Annotated in this window: 26 protein-coding genes; 12 read left to right on the forward strand and 14 right to left on the reverse strand. The window is 55.6% G+C overall.

Features of this window, described 5'->3' with window-relative positions; translation table 11 throughout:
- Positions 1-62: 62 nt before the first annotated feature.
- The 3 genes from ACM66T_RS08240 to ACM66T_RS08250 all read left to right on the forward strand — a co-directional run bounded on the left by ACM66T_RS08240 (position 63) and on the right by ACM66T_RS08250 (position 3,018).
- Positions 63-659 carry a ClpP family protease gene (locus ACM66T_RS08240; RefSeq protein WP_231018416.1) on the forward strand — a complete coding sequence of 199 codons (597 nt, stop codon included), beginning with the start codon at positions 63-65 and terminating at the stop codon, positions 657-659.
- Positions 659-1,885 (forward strand): ATP-dependent Clp protease ATP-binding subunit ClpX, encoded by a 1,227-nt coding sequence (gene clpX, locus ACM66T_RS08245; protein WP_231018417.1) that lies wholly within the window; start codon positions 659-661, stop codon positions 1,883-1,885. Before ACM66T_RS08240 ends, clpX begins: the two co-directional genes overlap by 1 nt.
- A 137-nt stretch (positions 1,886-2,022) precedes the next feature.
- Positions 2,023-3,018 (forward strand): rod shape-determining protein, encoded by a 996-nt coding sequence (locus tag ACM66T_RS08250; RefSeq protein ID WP_231018418.1) that lies wholly within the window; start codon positions 2,023-2,025, stop codon positions 3,016-3,018.
- A 59-nt stretch (positions 3,019-3,077) separates the two neighbouring features.
- On the opposite strand, the gene ACM66T_RS08255 is transcribed toward ACM66T_RS08250, so the two are convergent.
- A complete protein-coding gene (locus ACM66T_RS08255) occupies positions 3,078-5,084 on the reverse strand; it encodes a diguanylate cyclase (protein ID WP_416768318.1) in 2,007 nt (668 codons plus the stop codon).
- A 213-nt stretch (positions 5,085-5,297) separates the two neighbouring features.
- Between ACM66T_RS08255 and ACM66T_RS08260 the strand changes: the two genes are divergently transcribed.
- The gene (locus ACM66T_RS08260; RefSeq protein WP_231018420.1) at positions 5,298-6,479 is read left to right on the forward strand and encodes a NifS family cysteine desulfurase; all 1,182 of its coding nucleotides are present in this window, start codon (positions 5,298-5,300) and stop codon (positions 6,477-6,479) included.
- Between the two features lie 3 nt (positions 6,480-6,482).
- Positions 6,483-6,686, forward strand: coding sequence for a hypothetical protein (locus ACM66T_RS08265; RefSeq protein WP_231018421.1), 204 nt, complete (start codon positions 6,483-6,485; stop codon positions 6,684-6,686).
- On the opposite strand, the gene ACM66T_RS08270 is transcribed toward ACM66T_RS08265, so the two are convergent.
- Positions 6,687-6,977, reverse strand: coding sequence for a helix-hairpin-helix domain-containing protein (locus ACM66T_RS08270; protein ID WP_231018422.1), 291 nt, complete (start codon positions 6,975-6,977; stop codon positions 6,687-6,689).
- 316 nt (positions 6,978-7,293) lie between these two features.
- On the opposite strand from ACM66T_RS08270, the gene ACM66T_RS08275 reads away from it, so the two are divergent.
- On the forward strand, positions 7,294-7,857 hold the full coding sequence (locus ACM66T_RS08275) for a hypothetical protein (RefSeq protein WP_231018423.1): 564 nt from the start codon (positions 7,294-7,296) through the stop codon (positions 7,855-7,857).
- Positions 7,858-7,909: 52 nt separating this feature from the next.
- Here ACM66T_RS08275 and ACM66T_RS08280 read toward each other — a convergent pair whose 3' ends face one another.
- The 10 genes from ACM66T_RS08280 to ACM66T_RS08325 all read right to left on the reverse strand — a co-directional run bounded on the left by ACM66T_RS08280 (position 7,910) and on the right by ACM66T_RS08325 (position 14,176).
- Positions 7,910-8,677, reverse strand: a complete 768-nt coding sequence (locus ACM66T_RS08280; protein ID WP_231018424.1) for an SDR family NAD(P)-dependent oxidoreductase — start codon at positions 8,675-8,677, stop codon at positions 7,910-7,912.
- A gap of 125 nt (positions 8,678-8,802) precedes the next feature.
- A complete protein-coding gene (locus tag ACM66T_RS08285) occupies positions 8,803-9,141 on the reverse strand; it encodes a P-II family nitrogen regulator (protein ID WP_231018425.1) in 339 nt (112 codons plus the stop codon).
- A gap of 67 nt (positions 9,142-9,208) precedes the next feature.
- The gene (locus tag ACM66T_RS08290) at positions 9,209-10,513 is read right to left on the reverse strand and encodes an ammonium transporter (RefSeq protein WP_416768320.1); all 1,305 of its coding nucleotides are present in this window, start codon (positions 10,511-10,513) and stop codon (positions 9,209-9,211) included.
- A gap of 197 nt (positions 10,514-10,710) precedes the next feature.
- On the reverse strand, positions 10,711-11,061 hold the full coding sequence (locus ACM66T_RS08295) for a hypothetical protein (RefSeq protein ID WP_231018426.1): 351 nt from the start codon (positions 11,059-11,061) through the stop codon (positions 10,711-10,713).
- A 19-nt stretch (positions 11,062-11,080) separates the two neighbouring features.
- Positions 11,081-11,356 carry a hypothetical protein gene (locus tag ACM66T_RS08300; RefSeq protein ID WP_231018427.1) on the reverse strand — a complete coding sequence of 92 codons (276 nt, stop codon included), beginning with the start codon at positions 11,354-11,356 and terminating at the stop codon, positions 11,081-11,083.
- A gap of 10 nt (positions 11,357-11,366) precedes the next feature.
- Positions 11,367-11,762 carry a 4Fe-4S dicluster domain-containing protein gene (locus ACM66T_RS08305; RefSeq protein ID WP_231018428.1) on the reverse strand — a complete coding sequence of 132 codons (396 nt, stop codon included), beginning with the start codon at positions 11,760-11,762 and terminating at the stop codon, positions 11,367-11,369.
- A gap of 80 nt (positions 11,763-11,842) precedes the next feature.
- On the reverse strand, positions 11,843-12,220 hold the full coding sequence (locus tag ACM66T_RS08310; RefSeq protein ID WP_231018429.1) for a NifB/NifX family molybdenum-iron cluster-binding protein: 378 nt from the start codon (positions 12,218-12,220) through the stop codon (positions 11,843-11,845).
- 176 nt (positions 12,221-12,396) lie between these two features.
- Positions 12,397-12,789 (reverse strand): 4Fe-4S dicluster domain-containing protein, encoded by a 393-nt coding sequence (locus ACM66T_RS08315; protein ID WP_231018430.1) that lies wholly within the window; start codon positions 12,787-12,789, stop codon positions 12,397-12,399.
- Between the two features lie 27 nt (positions 12,790-12,816).
- Complete coding sequence (locus tag ACM66T_RS08320) at positions 12,817-13,266, reverse strand: TOBE domain-containing protein (RefSeq protein WP_416768323.1); 450 nt, start codon at positions 13,264-13,266, stop codon at positions 12,817-12,819.
- A gap of 10 nt (positions 13,267-13,276) precedes the next feature.
- Complete coding sequence (locus ACM66T_RS08325; RefSeq protein WP_231018432.1) at positions 13,277-14,176, reverse strand: NifU family protein; 900 nt, start codon at positions 14,174-14,176, stop codon at positions 13,277-13,279.
- A gap of 79 nt (positions 14,177-14,255) precedes the next feature.
- Between ACM66T_RS08325 and ACM66T_RS08330 the strand changes: the two genes are divergently transcribed.
- From ACM66T_RS08330 to ACM66T_RS08345, 4 genes are read left to right on the forward strand one after another with little or no spacing between them, the layout of a single operon-like run.
- Positions 14,256-14,651, forward strand: a complete 396-nt coding sequence (locus ACM66T_RS08330) for a NifB/NifX family molybdenum-iron cluster-binding protein (protein ID WP_231018433.1) — start codon at positions 14,256-14,258, stop codon at positions 14,649-14,651.
- The gene (locus tag ACM66T_RS08335; RefSeq protein WP_231018434.1) at positions 14,644-14,889 is read left to right on the forward strand and encodes a hypothetical protein; all 246 of its coding nucleotides are present in this window, start codon (positions 14,644-14,646) and stop codon (positions 14,887-14,889) included. Before ACM66T_RS08330 ends, ACM66T_RS08335 begins: the two co-directional genes overlap by 8 nt.
- Before the next feature lie 3 nt (positions 14,890-14,892).
- Positions 14,893-15,537: a hypothetical protein gene (locus tag ACM66T_RS08340; protein WP_231018435.1), complete on the forward strand. Its 645-nt coding sequence runs from the start codon at positions 14,893-14,895 to the stop codon at positions 15,535-15,537.
- Positions 15,538-15,557: 20 nt separating this feature from the next.
- Entirely contained in the window at positions 15,558-16,064 is a 507-nt protein-coding gene (locus ACM66T_RS08345; protein WP_231018436.1) for a hypothetical protein, read from the forward strand.
- A gap of 97 nt (positions 16,065-16,161) precedes the next feature.
- Here the strand turns inward: ACM66T_RS08345 and ACM66T_RS08350 are convergent, their stop codons facing one another.
- On the reverse strand, positions 16,162-17,415 hold the full coding sequence (locus ACM66T_RS08350) for a M18 family aminopeptidase (RefSeq protein WP_231018437.1): 1,254 nt from the start codon (positions 17,413-17,415) through the stop codon (positions 16,162-16,164).
- Between the two features lie 211 nt (positions 17,416-17,626).
- Here ACM66T_RS08350 and ACM66T_RS08355 point away from each other — a divergent pair, with 211 nt between their 5' ends.
- Together ACM66T_RS08355 and ACM66T_RS08360 are read left to right on the forward strand one after the other, a co-directional pair.
- On the forward strand, positions 17,627-17,863 hold the full coding sequence (locus ACM66T_RS08355; RefSeq protein ID WP_231018438.1) for a DUF2798 domain-containing protein: 237 nt from the start codon (positions 17,627-17,629) through the stop codon (positions 17,861-17,863).
- Positions 17,860-18,309 (forward strand): MarR family winged helix-turn-helix transcriptional regulator, encoded by a 450-nt coding sequence (locus ACM66T_RS08360; protein WP_231018439.1) that lies wholly within the window; start codon positions 17,860-17,862, stop codon positions 18,307-18,309. The genes ACM66T_RS08355 and ACM66T_RS08360 overlap by 4 nt, the downstream gene beginning before the upstream one ends.
- An 82-nt stretch (positions 18,310-18,391) precedes the next feature.
- On the opposite strand, the gene ACM66T_RS08365 is transcribed toward ACM66T_RS08360, so the two are convergent.
- On the reverse strand, positions 18,392-18,790 hold the full coding sequence (locus ACM66T_RS08365) for a c-type cytochrome (protein WP_231018440.1): 399 nt from the start codon (positions 18,788-18,790) through the stop codon (positions 18,392-18,394).
- Between the last annotated feature and the right edge of the window lie 222 nt (positions 18,791-19,012).

Raw genomic sequence — 19,012 nt, forward strand, 5'->3', positions numbered from 1 at the left:
GATACTCAATCTCGAGCGATCGCTTAGCGGGATGACGCGGCGAAGCCACACAAAGGAAACTTATGCCATACATACCAACCGTAAAAGACAGAACCCCCCGGGGCGAACGCTATTTTGACCTTTTTTCCAAACTGATGGGCGACCGTGTCGTCATGATCACCGAACCGATCGATGACCATATGATGGGGATTATCGTCTCCCAGCTGCTTTATCTTGAAGCCGAAGATTCCGAAGAGCCGATTCACATGTATATCAGTTCTCCGGGCGGTTCGGTGATGGCGGGCCTCGCCATCCTCGACACCATGCAGCTGATCAGCGCACCGGTCTACACCTACGGCCTCGGGATGGTCGCTTCCATGGCAGCCGTTCTCTTTACCTGCGGCGAACCGGGACACCGCTACGTACTCCCCAACGCCGAAGTGATGATCCACCAGCCCCTCGGTGGTGCACAGGGCCAGGCCAGCGACATCGAGATCCAGGCCAACCATATTATCAGCCTGAAAAGACGTCTCTACAAGATCCTCTCCGAAGCCACCGGCGCGACAGTCAAAACCATTGAGAAAGCCAGCGACCGTGACAACTATTTCATTGCCGAAGATGCTATCAAATTCGGTCTGGCGGACCAGATCCTCAATGCTATTACGAAAAAGGAAGTCTGATGAGTACCAAAGAAGAAAAAACATGTTCGTTCTGCGGGCGTAAGCAGAGCGAAGTGAAAAAAATGTTCTCTTCGGAGAACACCAATATCTGTAACGAGTGTGTCACGACCTGTTCGAACATCCTGCAAAAGGAAGTCCGCTACGAACAGCAGGAGAAACTGCACCAGGAGCTGCCGAAGCCCGCGAAGATCGTCGATTTCCTCGACAAGTACATTATCGGTCAGGAGGACGCGAAAAAAGTTCTCGCCGTCGCGCTGTACAACCACTACAAGCGGATCGAAAACCCGATCTACAATAATGTCGAGCTGGAAAAATCGAACATTATGCTGCTCGGACCGACGGGGAGCGGTAAGACGCTGCTCGCCAAGTCCCTGGCGAAGATCATGAACGTCCCCTTCGCCGTCGCCGATGCCACGGCCCTGACCGAAGCGGGCTACGTCGGCGAAGACGTCGAGAGCATCCTCTCACGCCTCCTCGCCGCGGCCAACTACGACATCGAAGCCGCCCAGCGCGGGATCATCTACATCGACGAGATCGACAAGATCGCCCGCAAGAGCGAGAGTGCCACGATGGGCCGCGACGTCTCCGGCGAGGGTGTCCAGCAGGGTCTGCTCAAGATTCTGGAAGGCAGCGAAGTCTACGTCCCGGTCAAGGGAAGCCGCAAAAACTCCACGACGGAGACGGTGCTCTTCGATACGACGCACGTTCTCTTCGTCTGTGGGGGCGCCTTTGTCGGCCTCGTGCCGGACAAACATACGAAGCGTACCAATAAGGTCGGCTTCGCGAAGGTTCAGAAGAGCGAGATGGCTGCCGACTTCAAAGTCGACCAGCGCGCCCTGGTCCACTACGGTATCATCCCCGAGTTCATCGGGCGTATCCCCGTCATCGCGCAGCTGCGCGAACTGACCAAGGATCAGATGGTCCAGATTCTCCAGGAACCGGACAACGCCCTGATCAAGCAGTTCCAGGCGCTCTTCGAGATGGACGGTATCACCCTCGAGTTCGAAGACAAGGCTCTCGAAGCGATCGCCCAGCAGGCGATCGACAAGGGTGTCGGTGCCCGCGGTCTGCGCGGGATCATCGAAGAGGCGATGCTGCCGCTGCAGTACAGCTGCCCCTCAAGAGACAACCTCGAAAGTGTCACGATCACCGAGGCGGTCGTCGCCGATCCGACAACCGAACCGATCTACACCTTCAAAAAAGAGGACGAGAGCGCCGAGGCGTAATCCCTCTCTGCTCCCGATGACTTTACGGGAGCAGATCCTACAATCCTCCATCCCCAAACACGCCTTTCTTACTTATTCACGTAGCCGAACGTTTACGGGTATGATGTAGAATCTCTTCAAATATTGAGGGGAACCGCATGTTTTCAAAAAACCGTTATGCCATTGATCTAGGAACGGACAATACCATCGTCTATGAACCCTCGCGCGGCATCATCTTTAACGAACCGACCTGCGTCACATTGAACAAAAGCAGCGGCAAAACGCTTTGCATCGGACACGAGGCCAAAAAGATGCTGGGCAAGACACCGCCGCACCTCCCCGTCATCCGCCCTCTTTCGCAAGGCGCCATCGCCAATCTCGATGCGACGGTGCTCTTTTTGAAGCATCTCATCAAAATGCTGATGCGCAAACGCAGCCTTTTTGGTCCCGCGATCGCCGTCAGCGTTCCCTTCGACCTCACACGCTACGAACGCAACGCCGTCAAATCGGCCGGCCTTCAAAGCGGAGCGGGCAGCGTCGTGATGATCAAAGACCCCTATTCGGCGGCCATCGGGGCCGGCATCGACTTCCACTCCCCCGACGGGGCCCTGCTGCTCGATATCGGCAGCGGCGTCACCGAGATCTCCCTGCTCGGCTGCGGCGGTATCGTCGCATCGCACTCCGTACGCTCTGCCGGATGGGACTTTGAGCAAGACATCATTCACCATTTCGACAGCGTGCACCGCGAAAGGATCTCATCGCGCGATGCCGAGTTGCTTAAACTGCAACTTTCCCGTCATGACAGAGGTGACACGACGGAGGTCCATGCCCTCAGCCGCGACAATGCCCTGCCCCATGTCCTGCAGATCCCGAAGTGCGAAGTACGGGAGGCATTGAAACCCAGTATCCTCCGTCTTGGCCGCTTCGTAAAAACGTTCATGCGTACCCTCCCCCCGGATTTCGCCCCACGTCTCCGCGATAACGGCCTCTACCTGACCGGAGGCAGTGCACTGCTTGGCGGTCTGAGCGGTCACCTCGAAAATGCGCTTGGGCTCAAAACCGTCCTCGGCCGTGATCCCCTCCTGGAGATCGCCCTGGGTGCCGGGCGCATCATGGAGGACCGTAAGCTTTTTGCGCATCTCAGCGCCAGGTAACCCCTCCACAACAATCCGGCGGTCGAACCGATGGGCACCTTCATAAAAGAGAAAAGAGCCTAAGCGGAGACGACCCGGTTGCGGCCGGAGCGCTTTGCGGCATACATGGCCGCATCGGCCGCTTCGAGCAGTTTGACCGGACTACCGGTGCTTTTCGTGAGGCTGGCGACCCCGATACTCACTGTCAGGAAAAACTCCCCTTCACCCCCCGTCATATAGGGTTCCCCTGCGATCTCGCCACAAAGACGCTTTGCCAGTTCCATCGCCTCATCATACGAAGATTCGGGCAGAATGATCACGAACTCTTCGCCGCCGTAGCGGGCAGTCATGTCGGTTTTGCGCATCGTTTTTTTCAAAATGTCCGCCACCTTACGCAGCGCCATATCCCCGATCTGATGACCGAAGGTATCGTTGATCTTCTTGAAATGGTCGATATCGAGCATAAAGAGTGAGAGCGGGTGGTTGTAGCGTTCCGCCCTGCCGACCTCGGCATTCAGCTGTTTTTCCAGAACGTGGCGGTTGTACAGCCCGGTCAGGGCATCGTGCCGCGCCGAATACTCCAGCGCCCGTTCCATCCGCCGGTATTCCGTGACGTCGCGGACGATCCCAAGCACCCGCTCCTCCTCACCGATCATGATGGGAGTGGCGGAGATCTCTGCCAAAAAAACACTGCCGTCTTTGCGCCGCAGCTTTTTCTCCCGCCGGGACGGTTGGCGTGTCCTGATGATCCCGGGGAACATCTCCGGTTCCTGGCCAGGGGGCAGCAGGTCGAACACATGCATCCGGCTCAATTCGCTTTTCGTGTACCCGACGAGTTCCGTATAGGCGTTATTGACCATAACGAAGTGCCCACTCCTGTCCACCAGACCGATCCCGTCCATGCTCTGTTCCACGACCGCACTCAACAGCGCCTCTCGGTCTTTCAGGGTCTGCTCATACTGTTTGCGGTCCGTAATGTCATAGATCGTCCCGATGGAACGGACCGGCGTGCCCTTTGCATCATAAAAGGTTTCGCCGCTTTCGAGGACATATTTGACCCTGCCGTCGCGCAGCAGCAGACGGTGTTCGATTCTGTAGGGCGCATGATGGCTGACCGACTCCTGGTAGGTCCGGTCGACCAACGACCTGTCGTCGGGGTGGATAAAGTGTGCGAACAGCTCATAGGAGACGTCGTAATCGTCCCGATCGATTTCAAAAATCCGGTACACTTCATCCGACCACGTCAGAGCGTTCGTGGCAAGGTTGAGTTCCCAGCTGCCGAAGTGCGCCAGGCTCTGCGCCTCCTGCAGTTTGCTCTGGGAGGCTTCAAGGTTCTGGGTACGCTGCTCCACAAGGTACTCGAGTTTTTGCCGGTCAAGCGTATTGCGTTTGACGAGATAGCGGTAGATAAAAAGGTTGATAAAGATGTATCCGACAATGACCCCGAACATCACATATTCAAAAAAGGCGAGTTTGGCGTTCAGGGCGTTGAAAATCCCCTCGATCCTGTCGTTGAGCAGGCTTAGAAAGTCGTCGATGGGGTTCATGATCTTCTGTTTGGCCTCATAATAGGCCTTGGAGTGTAACAGCGCAATAGCTCGCTGCTGGTCAGGTTTCGCCCGGACGGTGTACATCCCCTCGCTATCCTTGAAACGCCCTTCCAGCGCGTTGATCGCCTCGACCTCCAGGCTGACCAGCGCATTTGAGTTGGCTTCCGCCGTTGTCAGTTTGGCGGTTTCTTCCGGGGTGAAAGGCAGCTCCGCGATGATGGCATCCATGGATTTTTTCTCACCCAGCGGATGCTTGCGCTCTCTGTCTTCTTTCGCCAGGTCCCAATAGACGTTGGCATACCCTTTGGGTCGGGGTGCCATGCCGTTGCGGATATCCAGGGTCGTGTAGTAGCGATGTTTGAATTCGGGGTCTTTCGTCACGGCATAGGAGCGTGCGAAATGCGTCAGGTCGTCGGAGGTCTGCCGCAGTTCGTCGGCGGTGACCAACATCTGTTTGGCATCAAGAATCTCCTGTTCCATCCGCACGTGGAGTGTCCCGGCCTTATAGAAGATGGCCGTTACAATACCAATCATCATGATTTCACTTAAAATAATAAAAAGATTATTTTTTGTTCTCATAATATATCTATTATAGCAGAGTCGGGGGACGGACCGCAACTACGCCGGCCTATCGACCCGTTGACACGAAAAAAATCCCCCTTTTTGCGTAGCGAACGCTTTTGAACCCTCTTCTCGAACGGATTTTGCATTCTACCGGGTATTAACACCCAAAATTACGAGGAACATTCAATGCGCGTTTATCTCGACAACAATGCCACTACCAAGATCGACCCCCTGGTCAAAGTCAAAATGCAGCCCTTTTTCGAGGACCTCTTCGGAAACCCGAACTCCCTGCACCAGTACGGGATGGAAGTCCGCCCCCACCTGAACAAAGCGATGGGGAAAATGTACGACGCCCTGAATGTGCCGGACGAAGATGACATTCTCATCACCTCCTGTGCGACAGAGAGCAACAACACCGTACTCAAAGGGGTTTATTTCAAACATATCCTGAAAAACCCGGAGAAGAACCATATCGTCACAACCTCCGTCGAGCACCCCTGTATCCTCGACACCCTCCACTTCCTGAGCGACTACGGTGTCGATGTCACCTACGTCGACGTGGACGAAAACGGCGGTGTCAGCGCCGAAGCGATCAAAGCGGCCGTCACCGACAAAACCGTCCTTATCTCCATGATGTGGGCCAACAACGAAACGGGAATGATCTTCCCGGTCGAAGAGGTCAGCGCCTTCGCCAAAGAGAACGACATCCTCTTCCACAGCGATGCCGTCCAGGCTATCGGCAAACTGCCGGTCGACCTTACAAAGGTCAACGTCGACTACCTCACCTTCTCCGCGCACAAGTTCCACGGTCCCAAAGGGGTCGGCGGACTCTACGTCAAAAAAGGCAAGCAGCTTCCCAACCTGCTGCACGGCGGTGAGCAGATGGGCGGTAAACGCGCCGGTACGCTCAACGTCGCCTATATCGTCGGGATGGGTCTGGCGATGGAACAGGCCGCGGGCCACGTTGATAAGATGAATACGGAAGTCCGCCGTCTCCGCGACAAACTCGAAGACGCCCTGGCAAAAATCCCCGACACCATCATCGTAGGGCCGCGCGACAACCGCACACCGAATACCGTGCTTATCTCCCTGCGCGGGATCGAAGGTGAAGCGATGCTCTGGGACCTCAACCGTGCCGGCATCGCCGCGTCTACCGGTTCTGCATGTGCCTCCGAGTCCCTCGAAGCCAACCCGATCATGAGCGCCATTGGCGAAGACCCGGAACTGGCGCATACCGCCATCCGCCTCAGCCTTTCACGCTTCACGACCGAAGAGGAGATTGACTACGTCATCGACGCTTTCACCAAAGCGGCGGAGCGCCTGCGCTCCATCTCCTCAACCTACGGCTACAAAAGCGAAGCGGGCTGAGAAATGCGCTACCTGATAAACGTCCGCGTCGACGGGACGAAAAAGCGCACCTACCCCGTCGAGGCGGCGGACGAGACGCAGGCCAAAGAGCGTCTGCTGCTCCGTCTTCCTCCGCACCAGCGCGAGACGCTTATTGTCGATGAAATCAAGATTGACCCCGCTTCCCTGGTCAACGCCGACCCCTACGGGATCTTCGGCGAAGAGTGATCAGTCGCGCTTCTGCATCGCTTTGCGCAGCGGCGTATAGGCCCACCACACTTTTGCCTCTCCCCCGTTCATAAAATCCGTAATCGACATAAAAACATCTAGGACACAGGGGTCTTGTTCCGAACCCGTCAGCTCGCAGAGTATGCCGTAGAGTTCAACCGGGTCCTGCCCGATAAGCTGTTCGGGACGGTTGATCCCGATCCGGCGAAGATCGCCGGCCAGCGAAGATCCGATGTTCGGCAGATCCGTCAACGTTTTCGTCGTTTCGCGCTTCACTTTATCCGGGTGCATAGGCGTGTTCCCTTTCACTGGGGCATGGGGAACGGGTTGAAAAGAGGGAGAGACACCGCAGGGTTTTCGCAGCTTACCCGCTCCCGTTGCAGTATAGATATCTCAACAGCATAGCGACAAACATTTTAAGATGCGCTAAATTTGGTTTTTTTATATTTACATAAATTACTAAATTAGAAAGAAAATTTCAGTAATGAAAGGAATCCCAGAGTGATCCGAACATCAACGTCAACAGGAGAGAGATAATCTTAGCCGCAAAATCATAGAACACAACTTGCATCACGACGGCCATATCACAATATAAGGATGACTCCCTATGTCAACAGTAAAGGACTTCATTTACGGGAACAACCTGCAATGGCAGGCTTCTTTCAGCGAGAAAACGGACAAATACGATTACGGCTACCGCGGCAGCCTCGTCATTACACCGGGCAAGGTACTCTCTGCCGACAAGCAGCTCCCGCCGAAAGCAACCGCCACTCAGGTAATCCTCGTCAGCAACAGCGACAAAATCGATTTCATCGCCTGCGAACTCGAAACCCTCGATTTCTTCGAACCGTTTGTTGAACAGTACAAAGAGGTCCTCTCCACCGACGGTCTTTATATTCTCTTCGTCACCGACCTCGACGCCGACGGCAAGTTCGAGTACGAGGGCTTCACTTTTTACGCCTTCTCCCTGGACGAAAGCTCCGTATGGAACGAACTGCTCGACCATGCAGATCTCTCCAAAGGCGACCTGAAAAAACTCAGCGCCGGCGAAAAGATCGATACCGTCTATGACGAGATCAAAAGCACGACACTGCGTATCGCCGACAAAAGCTATGACGACGTCAAAGCTGCACAGAGCGGCGAAGGCAGAGTCCTCTTCGGCGCCGTCTGATCGCGCTGCCCCCCGGGGCATCCCCTTTTCATCTTTTCCCCCAGATATTACCCTACCCGTTTCGGCTTAACACATATGGATTGCGCTGTGCCGTCGGCATAATGAGCACGTCCTGGATATTCACATGCGGCGGTGCCAGCAGGATGTAGAGTGCCAGATCGGCGATATCGTCCGCATGCAGCGGTTCATACCCTTCGTAAACGGCATCGGCCCTGTGCATATCGCCGCCGAAACGGGTCGCGGAGAAATTCGTCTCTACCGCCCCCGGTGCGATGTTGCCGACCCGCACGGCCGTTCCGTCTAGGTCGATGTTCATCGCCTCCGTCAACGCATGCACGGCCGACTTGGTCGCACAGTAGACATTGCCGCCCGGGTAGGTCATCTTTCCGGCGATAGAGCCGATATTGAGGATATGCCCGCCATTGCGACGGCGCATCTGCGGGATGACGGCGCGGCTGACATAGAGCAGCCCCTTGACGTTCGCATCGATCATCTCCTCCCATTCGTCGGCATCCCCTTCATCCAGAGGGGAGAGCCCGAGCGCCAGACCGGCGTTGTTGATCAGGATATCGACGGCGCTCTCTTCCAGCAGGGCGCCCATGGCCGCCTCGACTGCATGCCGGTCGCGGACATCGAATGTCACGGTATCGATCGTGACGCCGTGCTCGGACAGTGTCGTTTTCAGCGCATCGAGCTTTTCCTGGCTGCGCCCGTGCAGCACCAGGTCCGCACCCGCCGCGGCCAAACGCCGAGCGCACGCCTCGCCTATGCCCGATGTTGCCCCGCTGACAAAGGCTCTTTTCCCTGTTAATGATTTCACGATTGACTCCCGGAATATGATGGGGACAATCTATCGGTTTTGAGGTGAAAAGGGGCTAAAAAAGGGGAGGTATGTCTAAAAGAGTGGAGAGGGAAAAAGGCGGGAGTTCCCCGCCGGTGAAAAGGTTATACCGCTTCGGAGCCGGATTCGCCGGTACGGATACGGATAATTTTTTCGATATCGCTGATGAAGATCTTACCGTCACCGATCTTGCCGGTGCGGGCCGCTTCGACGATCGTATCGACGACCTGGTCGACCGACGCCGCTTCGACGACCATCTCCATTTTTACTTTCGGCAGGAAGTCAACGACGTACTCCGCACCGCGGTAGAGCTCACTGTGCCCTTTCTGGCGCCCGTACCCTTTGACTTCGCTGACCGTCATACCGGTAATACCGATCTCAGCCAGTGCATCCTTCACATCCTCAAGCTTGAACGGCTTGATGATCGCTTCTACTTTTTTCATTCTGACAATCCTTTTTGTGCTTTGTATTGTAACACTGTTCGGAAGCCGAGGCTCCCGAGCCGTTCAATTAGAGGTTGAACCCGCGCTCGCCGTGAACGGATTCGTCCAGACCCATTGTCTCTGTCTCTTCATCAACGCGTGCACCGCCGGTGATCGCAGAGGAGATCAGGTAGACAATGACCGTACCGACCAGGGTCCACAGACCGACGATCAGGACAGACTCGAACTGCACAAAGAGCTGACCCATACGATCGCCGCTTGCTTTGAGCGGACCGTCCCAGAGGAGGTCCTGATCGTTCAGCGCGAAGATACCCGTTGCGATCGCACCCCACAGACCTGCGAGGAAGTGGATACCGAAAGCATCGAGGCTGTCGTCGTAGCCCAGTTTCTTTTTCAGGATAGCCACACCGAAGAAGCCGATGAGCGCACCGACGATACCGACGATGAAGGCACCGCCGACGCCGACGAAGCCGGCTGCCGGAGTGATCGCAACGAGACCGGCAACGATACCGGAAGCGACACCGAGCAGGGTCGGTTTCTTGAACATGAACCACTCGATCAGCATCCAGGTGACACCCGCAGCTGCCGTAGCGATCGTTGTTGTCAGAACCGCGAGACCTGCGATGGCGTTCGCACCGAATGCGGAACCGCCGTTGAAGCCGTACCAGCCGAACCACAGCAGGGCTGCACCGGCAGCAGTCAGGATGATGCTCACCGGCTTGATCGGAGATTTCGGGTAACCGGCACGTTTGCCCAGCATGATCGCCAGGACCAGACCGGCCAGACCGCCGTTCATGTGGACAACCGTACCGCCGGCGAAGTCAAGGGCACCTTCATCGAAGAGGTAGGCACCGTCGCCGCCCCATACCATGTGGGTAATCGGTGCGTAAACGACCAGGCCCCAGAGGACAACGAAGAGCATCCATGTGGAGAACTTCATACGCTCGATCGCGGAACCGGATGCGATGGCAACGGTGATCGCTGCGAACGTACCCTGGAAGGCGATGAAGACGAAGGTCGGGTAGCTGCCGGAAAGGTCAGACCAGTTGATACCGGAAAGGAAGACGTTGCCGAAGCCGCCGAACACGTTCTGCAGTGCCGCGCTCTCGCTTGCACCGAAGGCGATGGAGTAGCCTGCAATGACCCAGACCACAAAGGCAACGACAAATGCACCCATGACCATTGCATAGGTATTAAGCACGTTCTTTGAACGTGTCATCCCGGCGTAAAAGAGTGCCAGACCTGCCGGCGTCATCAGCAGTACGAATGCTGTTGACACCATCATCCAGGCCGTATCACCTGTATCGAGCGTATCCTCTGCCAGCGCCAGCGTCGGCAGAAGCATCATCATGGACAAAAGCCACTTCTTCATTGGTTAATCCTTTTTTCGCAGCCTCGGCTGCGGAAGTTTCATGAAAATGGTATACAATTTTGTCGGCTTTTTGCTCTCTTGTTGTGATTATTTTTTAGGCAATAAGGAAAGAACACCGCCTGGCAGGTGGTGGCTCTGAAGGCTGTAGTCGTAGTGGTAAAGGGCCAAAAGGCCCTGTGGAAGGGTCCGGGGTGCGCCTACGCCGCTTCGTCGGCAGAGAGCCGCGCGCGGATCGACGCTTTAAAAGCTTTCATCTTCGGACGCGTGATCGCATCCATGGCCGACTCGCGCAGCGGTTTGATCGCCGCGGCGATCTCATCGCTCAGTGCGGAGCGTCCCTGGAGGATCAGCGCGTGCACGTCTTCAGTGAACATCGCACTGCTTTTATCGGGCACAAGGTCGTAGAGCGCCATAAACAGCGCACGCTGTCCCGTACCCATTTTGCACGTATCATCCGAGATTTTCAGTGCAACCGTAATGGCGCAGTCGATTTCGAATGGCGAAAGCGCGGCGGCGATTTCAGCCAGGCGGTTTTTATCAAAGTTCATAAGGCATCCGATGCTTCCTTTAGCAGCTTTCGCATTTTGCTATACCGAGACGGCTGAGCAGGTCGGCGAAGAACTCACCGCCGTCACGGTCATACTCGTCATGAAACTCGATATAGATCGATGCATCGCTGAAGTGGTTTAGGCTGGGGGAGATACCACGCTGCTGCGACACGGAGTCGATCGTATCGAGAATCCGTGACTTCACGCTCTCGGAACCGTCAAATTCGATCTGCAGTCCCTGATAACGCTCTTCGCGCTGGTGAAAGGCCCGAATGGGCACGGGGTTTACGGCCATTGGCAGTGCCTCAACCCGCCTCGTTCAGCTCTTCGGGCTCTTCCTCGACCAGTCTGCCGACACCGCGGTCTTCGACCGGGATGTCCTCGCGGAATTTCTTTTTGCGGAAGGACGGTGTTTTGAGCTTGCCGTTCTTTTCGCCGAGTTTGTAGATCTCTTCGTTGAGGAAATGCTCTTCGAATTCCGGGGTAAACGGCATGTCCCAAGTGATCGTACCGATGCTCGGACAGATCGCGGCGCACTGCGGATCGTCGTAGATACCGACGCACTCGACACACTTTTCAGGCTGAACGTAGTAGCGCTTTTCGCCGGTAGGGTTGTCCGAATCGTCTACGATAGCGTTGACCGGGCAGACTTGCAAACAGGCGTCGCAGGTGATACATTTGTCATCAATAATTACAGCCATAATTTATCCTTTAAGGTTTATTGTGGATTTGATCCTTGTGAAACCTCCGTCATCCCGGGGGTTTTAGAAGAAGCAAAGCCTCAGGCGCTGCGCTGAGCACCTTTGTGGAAAATGCGCAGCAGCCACAGGGGCGGCTGCGTATTCAGCATCTCGTGGATCTGGTCGATCGCGCCCTGAAGCGCTTCACCCTCCTTGACCTGCACGGGGTGAATCCCCGCAGCCTGGACCATCTTGGATGCCTTCGGACCGATCTGGGTGCAGTACAGGATGTCCGCCTCTTCGATCGTACCGATCTTGTAGTTGAGTTTCGCCACTTCTTCCTCGGGCTCGTCCGAGCTTTCAATAACTTTGAGCAGCGTCGCGCTCTCCTTATCGACCTCGTACAGATGGAAGGTTTTGGACCAGCCGAAGTGCTGATCGATCTTTTCGCCCGTGGATGAAGCAAATGCGATTCTCATGATTTCTACCTTTTATGTATGATGCGAGAGGAAGCTATCCGCTTCACCGTAAAGTGCCTTTCATGTGTCAAACACCCTCTCCCGCCGAAAAGGTGCTTGACACATGAAAGCTGAGACAGACCAAGGTTCACTCTAAGGTGAACCCGGTGTTAACGTCGTGTTTTGGACGCTACGAATTAGAACGAGTCAGAGACGTTGGCGTGGCCTTCGCGCACGTCCATACCGATCTCATCCATGAACTTCTGCTCTTTGACTGACGGAAGCATCAGACCTTTCTTTTTGTGTTCACGGATCTTGTAGGTACCGTCTTCATTCCCTTTGGAGTAGTACTCTTCGAAATCAACGGTAAAAGGCATATCCCATACGATAGAACCTTCGGTCGGGCACGCTTCCGCACAACGCGGCGCATCCGCATGACCGACACACTCAACACACGTCTCCGGCTTCACATAGAAGCGCTCATCGTCGTAGGGGTTCTTTTCGTCACCGTTGCTCAAAATTGCTGCGACCGGGCATTCCGGTGCACAAGCGTCACAGTTGATGCACTCATCCGTAATCATTACTGCCATTTGTTTCTCCTGTAAAAAGTATGCTTTTTATGGTGCAACTTTCGTTCCTGCACGCTTCTTGAAGCTCTCGACCGTCATCGGGACCACATCGGGTTCAAGATGGATATCGACACCGCGCAGCAGCATCGTCGCTTCGCAGCCGACTTCAAGCCCCAGTTCGTGGCAGGCTTTCTCCGTGACCAGCGAAACGACCGTGCCCAGATCACTGTCGAAGGTAAGCTCGCAGAGCGAATCCTTGCTGCGGATCTTTTTCAGTGTGCCGGGGATACGGTTTTCGATGGAGACCTTCCCCGGGCACTCTTTGCTGACGCAGACCGATGCCTCCTGGAAGGTAAAAAAGACCTTCTCGCCCACCGCGGCCCAGACCGGAGTCTTGGTTTTGATGAGACGGATCTGGGTCTCGTTGCACAGCAGCGTGATGTACGTGACGATGTCCGTGCTTTCGATATCGCTGACGACTGCGGCAATCTTGTTCATCCCGCGCTCCCTACATCAGGTAAAGGACGACATTTTTGTCGATCAGCTCCTCGAAAGCGTCGAGCAGCATATCCGCCGTCGAGGTTGAACCGAGGTGACAGCCTGAGCAAGCGCCCAGGTAGTTCAACCAGATCTGCGGCGTCTCCCCCGGCACGTAGTTGAGCAGTTCGATCCCGCCGCTGTCGGCTTCGAGTGTCGGGCGGATCTTCTGGTCGATGACCTGCATGACCAGCGTAATCTGTTTTTCCACCGGCAGACTGCGGAACGGCTTGTTCAGCACCGTCGCCAGCTCCTTGTTGCTGACGTAGGTGACCACCTCCTGCGCCCGCACATTGTTATTGTGCGCGGCGGTAATCAGGTAGCGCATCGCTTCGGCCTTCTCCCCTTTTTCTTTGAGGAGCATGCCCGCTTTGAACTGGGCGTCGACATGCCCGATATCGGCTGCCTGCTTGAAATAGGTAAGCGCATCCTTCTCATTGGGCGTACCGTCGAGCCCTTTTTCGAAGATCTGCGCCAGGCTCATCATCGCATGCATGCTGCCCTGTTCGGCCGCCTTTGCAAACCACGCTTTGGCCGCTTCGATGTCGCGTCCGCACCCTTTGCCCTGCATCGCCATGACGCCCAGGTTCACCATCGCATTGGCATCCGCTTTTGACGCCGAATCGACAAAGAGGTCATACGCCTCTTTATACTGTTTCGCCTCGTAGGCACTGACTCCTGCTTCGAATGTCGTCATTTTCTGCTCCTCCTGACTTTGAAAATAGGCTTCGAGCCGTTCATACGCATCTTCTTCGGCCTCCTCGAAGGTATCGCCGATTCCTTTGATCTCCGGGAACTCGACGAACTGGGCGACGCAGCCGTCCCCCTCCTCGTTGGAAAAACCGAAATAATCAAGTGCATACTTTTTCATAGCCAGCCTTATGCAAAGAACGTTCCAGAAGCTTGGAACATTTTTTGCAATATAAGGAAAAATCATCTAAGGAGGCGACATGATCGCTATACCGGTGGACAAGGCGTCAATGGATGCCACGTCATCGAAACTTTTCGGAAATGTTCAGGCATTCGCCCTTTATAATAATGATGAAAAGGCATTCCGTTTCATTCCGAACGACGGCCAAGGGGACGGTGTCAAAACCGCCAAACTGCTTGCCGATCACTCCGTAACCTCCGTCGTCTACTCTTTCATGGGTAACGGCCCCTACGGCGTCCTGGAAGCGGAAGGCATCGGTGTTTACTACCTGGGGAAAGAGCCGCTGGCGCTCTCAACCATCGTCGAAGGGCTGGCAACGGAAAACTTCGTCAAGGTTATCTCTGAAAACGCGCAGACTTACCTCGATCCGGGCACAGCGTCGGGAGAGTGCGGATGTGGATGCAGCCATGACTGAGATTATTACCAAAGAGATGCATGAAATCCGCGGCCTGATTGCACAGACCGTCGCCAAGCGCAATGCGCTCAAGGCGGAGATGCAGGAGTGGTACGAACGCTTCCCCAACGAACGCTTCGGCAAATTCAAGGACCTGATCGCCGTCGACGGCGTCCTGTCCCAGCTCGATTCGCATTACAAGCAGCTCTGGGACTTCCACAACGCCCGCACCGAACCTGTGCAGAAAAAGGCGATGTAAGGTATGCCGGAGTACAGCAAGGCCAGTAAGGCCCGCGTGCCTGATGAGACCTCTGAATACAGTGAAAAAGGGCGGCTGAGGGCCGCGGGAGCGCAGATCGACCGCTACCGGATCATCCTGGACAAAGATAACTTCCAACCCGAAGAGCCCCATTGGCGGCGTATCAGCAAGAACACCGTCAGTCTTTTCCAGGTCCTCATCGACCAGAACCTTCACGAGCTTGTCATGGTGCTGGAGCACTACCCCCGCTATATCGAGTGGGTCTGTGAACACTTCCGCTACGCCTACAGTTACAGCGAGAACGAAGCGAGCATCGACGCCGCTTCCCGGCTCCTGGAGCTGGGCGAGCCCTTTTTCACGAAGCAGTTTGTCCGCAACCTCGTACGCAAACTCCCGCGCCTCGATGCCATGGAGCTCGAAGCGCTCAAAACGTTTGCCGAAATGGTATCGGCACAGCACGGACAGTGGCACCCCATCGTTACGAACCACTACTGCGACGCCATCGGAGAGAGCGTCGATTCCCGTAAACTGCATCCGCTGCAGCGCCTGGCCATCACCGGCAAGATCGCGAACATTGCGCGGATCGAAACCTTCGAGTACGATGCCGAAGACCGCGACGCCGTCCTCGATATCCCCTACATGAATTGAATTGAACAGAAAGGTTAACCATGGATAAAGAAACCATCAAAGAAGAACTTCTCAAACACGCACGCAACGCTTTTGAAACCGCTTCCACCCTGCGAGAGAACGAGCGCATCGAAGTCTACCTGCACGACGGCATTGCCAAGACCTCCGATGTCCTCGATGACAGTGATGAGATCCTCTACGGCGACAACCGGGTTCTGTGCTACCAGGTCCAGGGGTACGACTACCTGGAGGGCGAGATCAAAACCTGGATCGACTACGCCCGTATCATCCCGCAGCCGACAGACGACGACACACCGCTGCCCGAACCCACCGACATCGAAAAATCAATCCGTGAACTCATTACCGATCTGGCAAAATCCAAAGGGGTGAGCCCAGACGACATCAGCTCCTTCGAGGTCTTCGCCAACCTGCCGATGGACCTGCTGGGTACAATCGAACAGCAGATCATCGAGTACTGGTGGAGCGCGGAAGAGGAAGAGAACGGCAAGAAACTCGCCCTGGCCCAGATCGAAGAGGCCCTGGCCTAAATCATTTCATCCGGACGCAGTCCGGGCGACCCAACCACATCCCCTTTCACTCCTTACGTCAGTGAAAGCTCCTCACACTTTCTTTAGCATTGACGCCTTAAAGCGCCAGCAGCATCTCGTAGAGTTCGAAGGCGTCCTTCGTTCCCGCCAGCTCGCGGATGGAGTGCATGGCGTAGGTCGGCAGCCCGACGTCGAGGGTCTCTATGCCCAGCCGCGTCGCGGTGATGGGGCCGATGGTGGAGCCGCACCCCATGTCGCTGCGGGTCACGAACTCCTGCAGCGGATGGCCCGCGCGCTCCGAAGCGAGAACGAAGCGGGAGACCGTGCGCGAGTTTGACGCGTAGCGCTGGTTGGCGTTGAGTTTCAGCACCAGCCCCTTGTTGATGTAGGGGGCGTGCTCCGGGTCGTGCTTGTGGGCGTAGTTCGGGTGCTGGGCGTGGGCGTTGTCGCACGACACCATCAAGGAACGCTGGCAGAGCTGAACAAAGGCTTCATAGCTCCCCGTGATGCGCTGCAGCGTATTTTCCAGGAAAGGTCCCGCGGCCCCGCTGCTACTTTCGCTGCCGACCTCTTCGTGGTCGGAGAGGATCATCAGGTAGGGGCGGTCATTACCGACGCTGCAGATAGTGAGCAGCGCCACGTAGCAGCTCAGCAGGTTGTCCAGGCGCGCCGAGGCGATAAACTCTTTTGCGACGCCGACATAGGAGGCCTTCTGCGTATCGTAAAGGCTCAGCTCGTGCGACAGCAGCCGTTCGAAGTCTGCCACGCCGAAAGCTTCCAGTTGCTTGCCAACCCACGCTTCAAAATTGAAACTCTCGTCGCAGCCGATGAGTGCCGGCAGGTCCGTCTGGGGATTGACGGAACGGCTCTGGTTCGCCTCCCGGTCGAGGTGGATCGCCAGGGAGGGGATCACCGCCACCGCGTCACCCGTGTCGATATTCGCCTCTTTGAGCTCCCCCGTTTTCGTCCGGTAGGCGACCCGCCCGGCCAGCCCGAGGTCGCGGTCGAACCAGGGGTTCATCAGCAGCCCGCCGTAGGGCTCCACGCCCAGGCGCACCGTGCCGCTGCCCTTCAGTACCGGGGAAGGCTTCAGTTTGAGGTTGGGCGAATCCGTGTGCGCCCCGAACATAACGTAGTCGTTCCCGCCCGTATAGGTGAAGGCGATCACCGAGGAGGCGTTGCGCGTCGTGTAGTAGCGCTTGCCCGCCTCCAGCGACCATTCGCCGCGCTCGTCCAGATAGGTAAACCCGGCGTTCTCCAGCATTCCCGTGACGTTGCCTACCGCGTGGAACGGCGTCGGCGACGCATCCAGAAAGCCCAAAAGTCCGTCGTTGAAATCTTCTCTTGTCATTGCAAATCCCGCAGAAAATAGGTTTTGATTGTAGGTCTCATTATAGCGTCTGCCCCGATCAGCTCCGCTTAGCCTATTCAGGCCCATGCAATATTCGTACAATCCTATATCGGCAGATAAGCAAAAATAGTTATTTACATAATTATTTAAATAACTATTAAGCACGACTCCCCTATACTGCTCTAAAATAGTTCAATCCGAAGGAGCAATTATGGTCCCCATGAAATATCTGCAGTTGGTTCAAACCTTTCTCATAGCGACGTTTATGACCTTTGTCATGTCCTTCGCCATATCATGGATCAATCTCGGTCTGGTCAAAGGATTCATCGGCATCTGGATGCATGCCTGGCTCATCGCATTTGCCATCGCCTTCCCGACCCTGCTGCTCATCCTTCCGGCGATGCGCAAACTGGCAGTACGCATCGCCTCGAAAGAAGAATCTGCATGAGTACAGCATCGGGCAAAATGGGCAAGCCTACCATGCTCGGACCGCTGATCGCGCGTGTGAAAAACAAAATGCGCCGTCGGATGAACGAGCGGCTCAAACCCTATGGCATCACTGCCGAACAGCGCGCCATTCTGCTGGCGCTCTGCCGCGAAGGCGCCATGACACAGGCACAGCTATGCGAATTGACTTCCATGGAACCTTCAAATCTTTCGACCACGCTCAAGCGTCTCATTGCCAAGGGATATGTCGAGAAAACGGAACATCCCGACGAACCGCGTGCCTACCTCGTCCATGCCACACAAAAAAGCCGGACAATCGAACAGGAGCTGATCGGCCTTAGCAGCGCAGTAGAGGGCGGACTGCTCCACGGCATCGACGACGAGGCGCTTCAGTCACTCTATGACACCCTGTCGAAGATGGATGCCAACCTTTCAACCCGTTTCTGACGTCGTTTAGTCCCCAAAAAGGGGAAAGACAAACGTGTCAGGATTGAAAAATCGAAGATTCCACGCTGGCACAGGTGTGCATTTACATACCGGGAGTGAACCCTTTGGAGGGGAAGTTCTCATAGAGGTAATCGGCGATCAGCGCCAGCTCCTCTGTCGTGACCGCGCCCTGCTGCGACGGCATCAGACCGAAACGTTTGATCGCCATGGGCCGGCATTTTGCAACACCCTTGGACGGTTTGAGCGCATACGCGGCGATAAAGTCCGTCGCCGCTTTCTTGTCTCCGGCAAACGCCTGCTTGACATGAAACATCACCCCAGGCGCCGGCGGCGCGACCAACTCCCTTTTCATAGCCTGCGTCGGCTTGACCTTGATATGGCATGCAGCACATTTGGCGTCAAAAAGCGTCTCGCCCGTCTCGGCGCAAAGCGCACTCATCATCACAGCCAAAGTCGCTGCCGCCGTCGGAATCATTTTCATTCGTTTCTCCTGGATAAGGTTATGGAAGCCCGATCACAAATCCGGCGGAACTTGCATATACATTTTCCGCAGCTCTGTATCGGCCCAATACGTTATATTTAAAAATATATAACGATATATACAATACATATTCCAAATAATTGCCGTGTCAGCCTATATTTCAGGAGCAAAAGTGACAAAACCCCACAAAATCGTTATATTCAAGAAGACATAATGATACAC

Origin of the sequence: Sulfurimonas sp. ST-25, assembly GCF_048079205.1 — a bacterium.
GTDB lineage: Bacteria > Campylobacterota > Campylobacteria > Campylobacterales > Sulfurimonadaceae > Thiomicrolovo > Thiomicrolovo sulfuroxydans.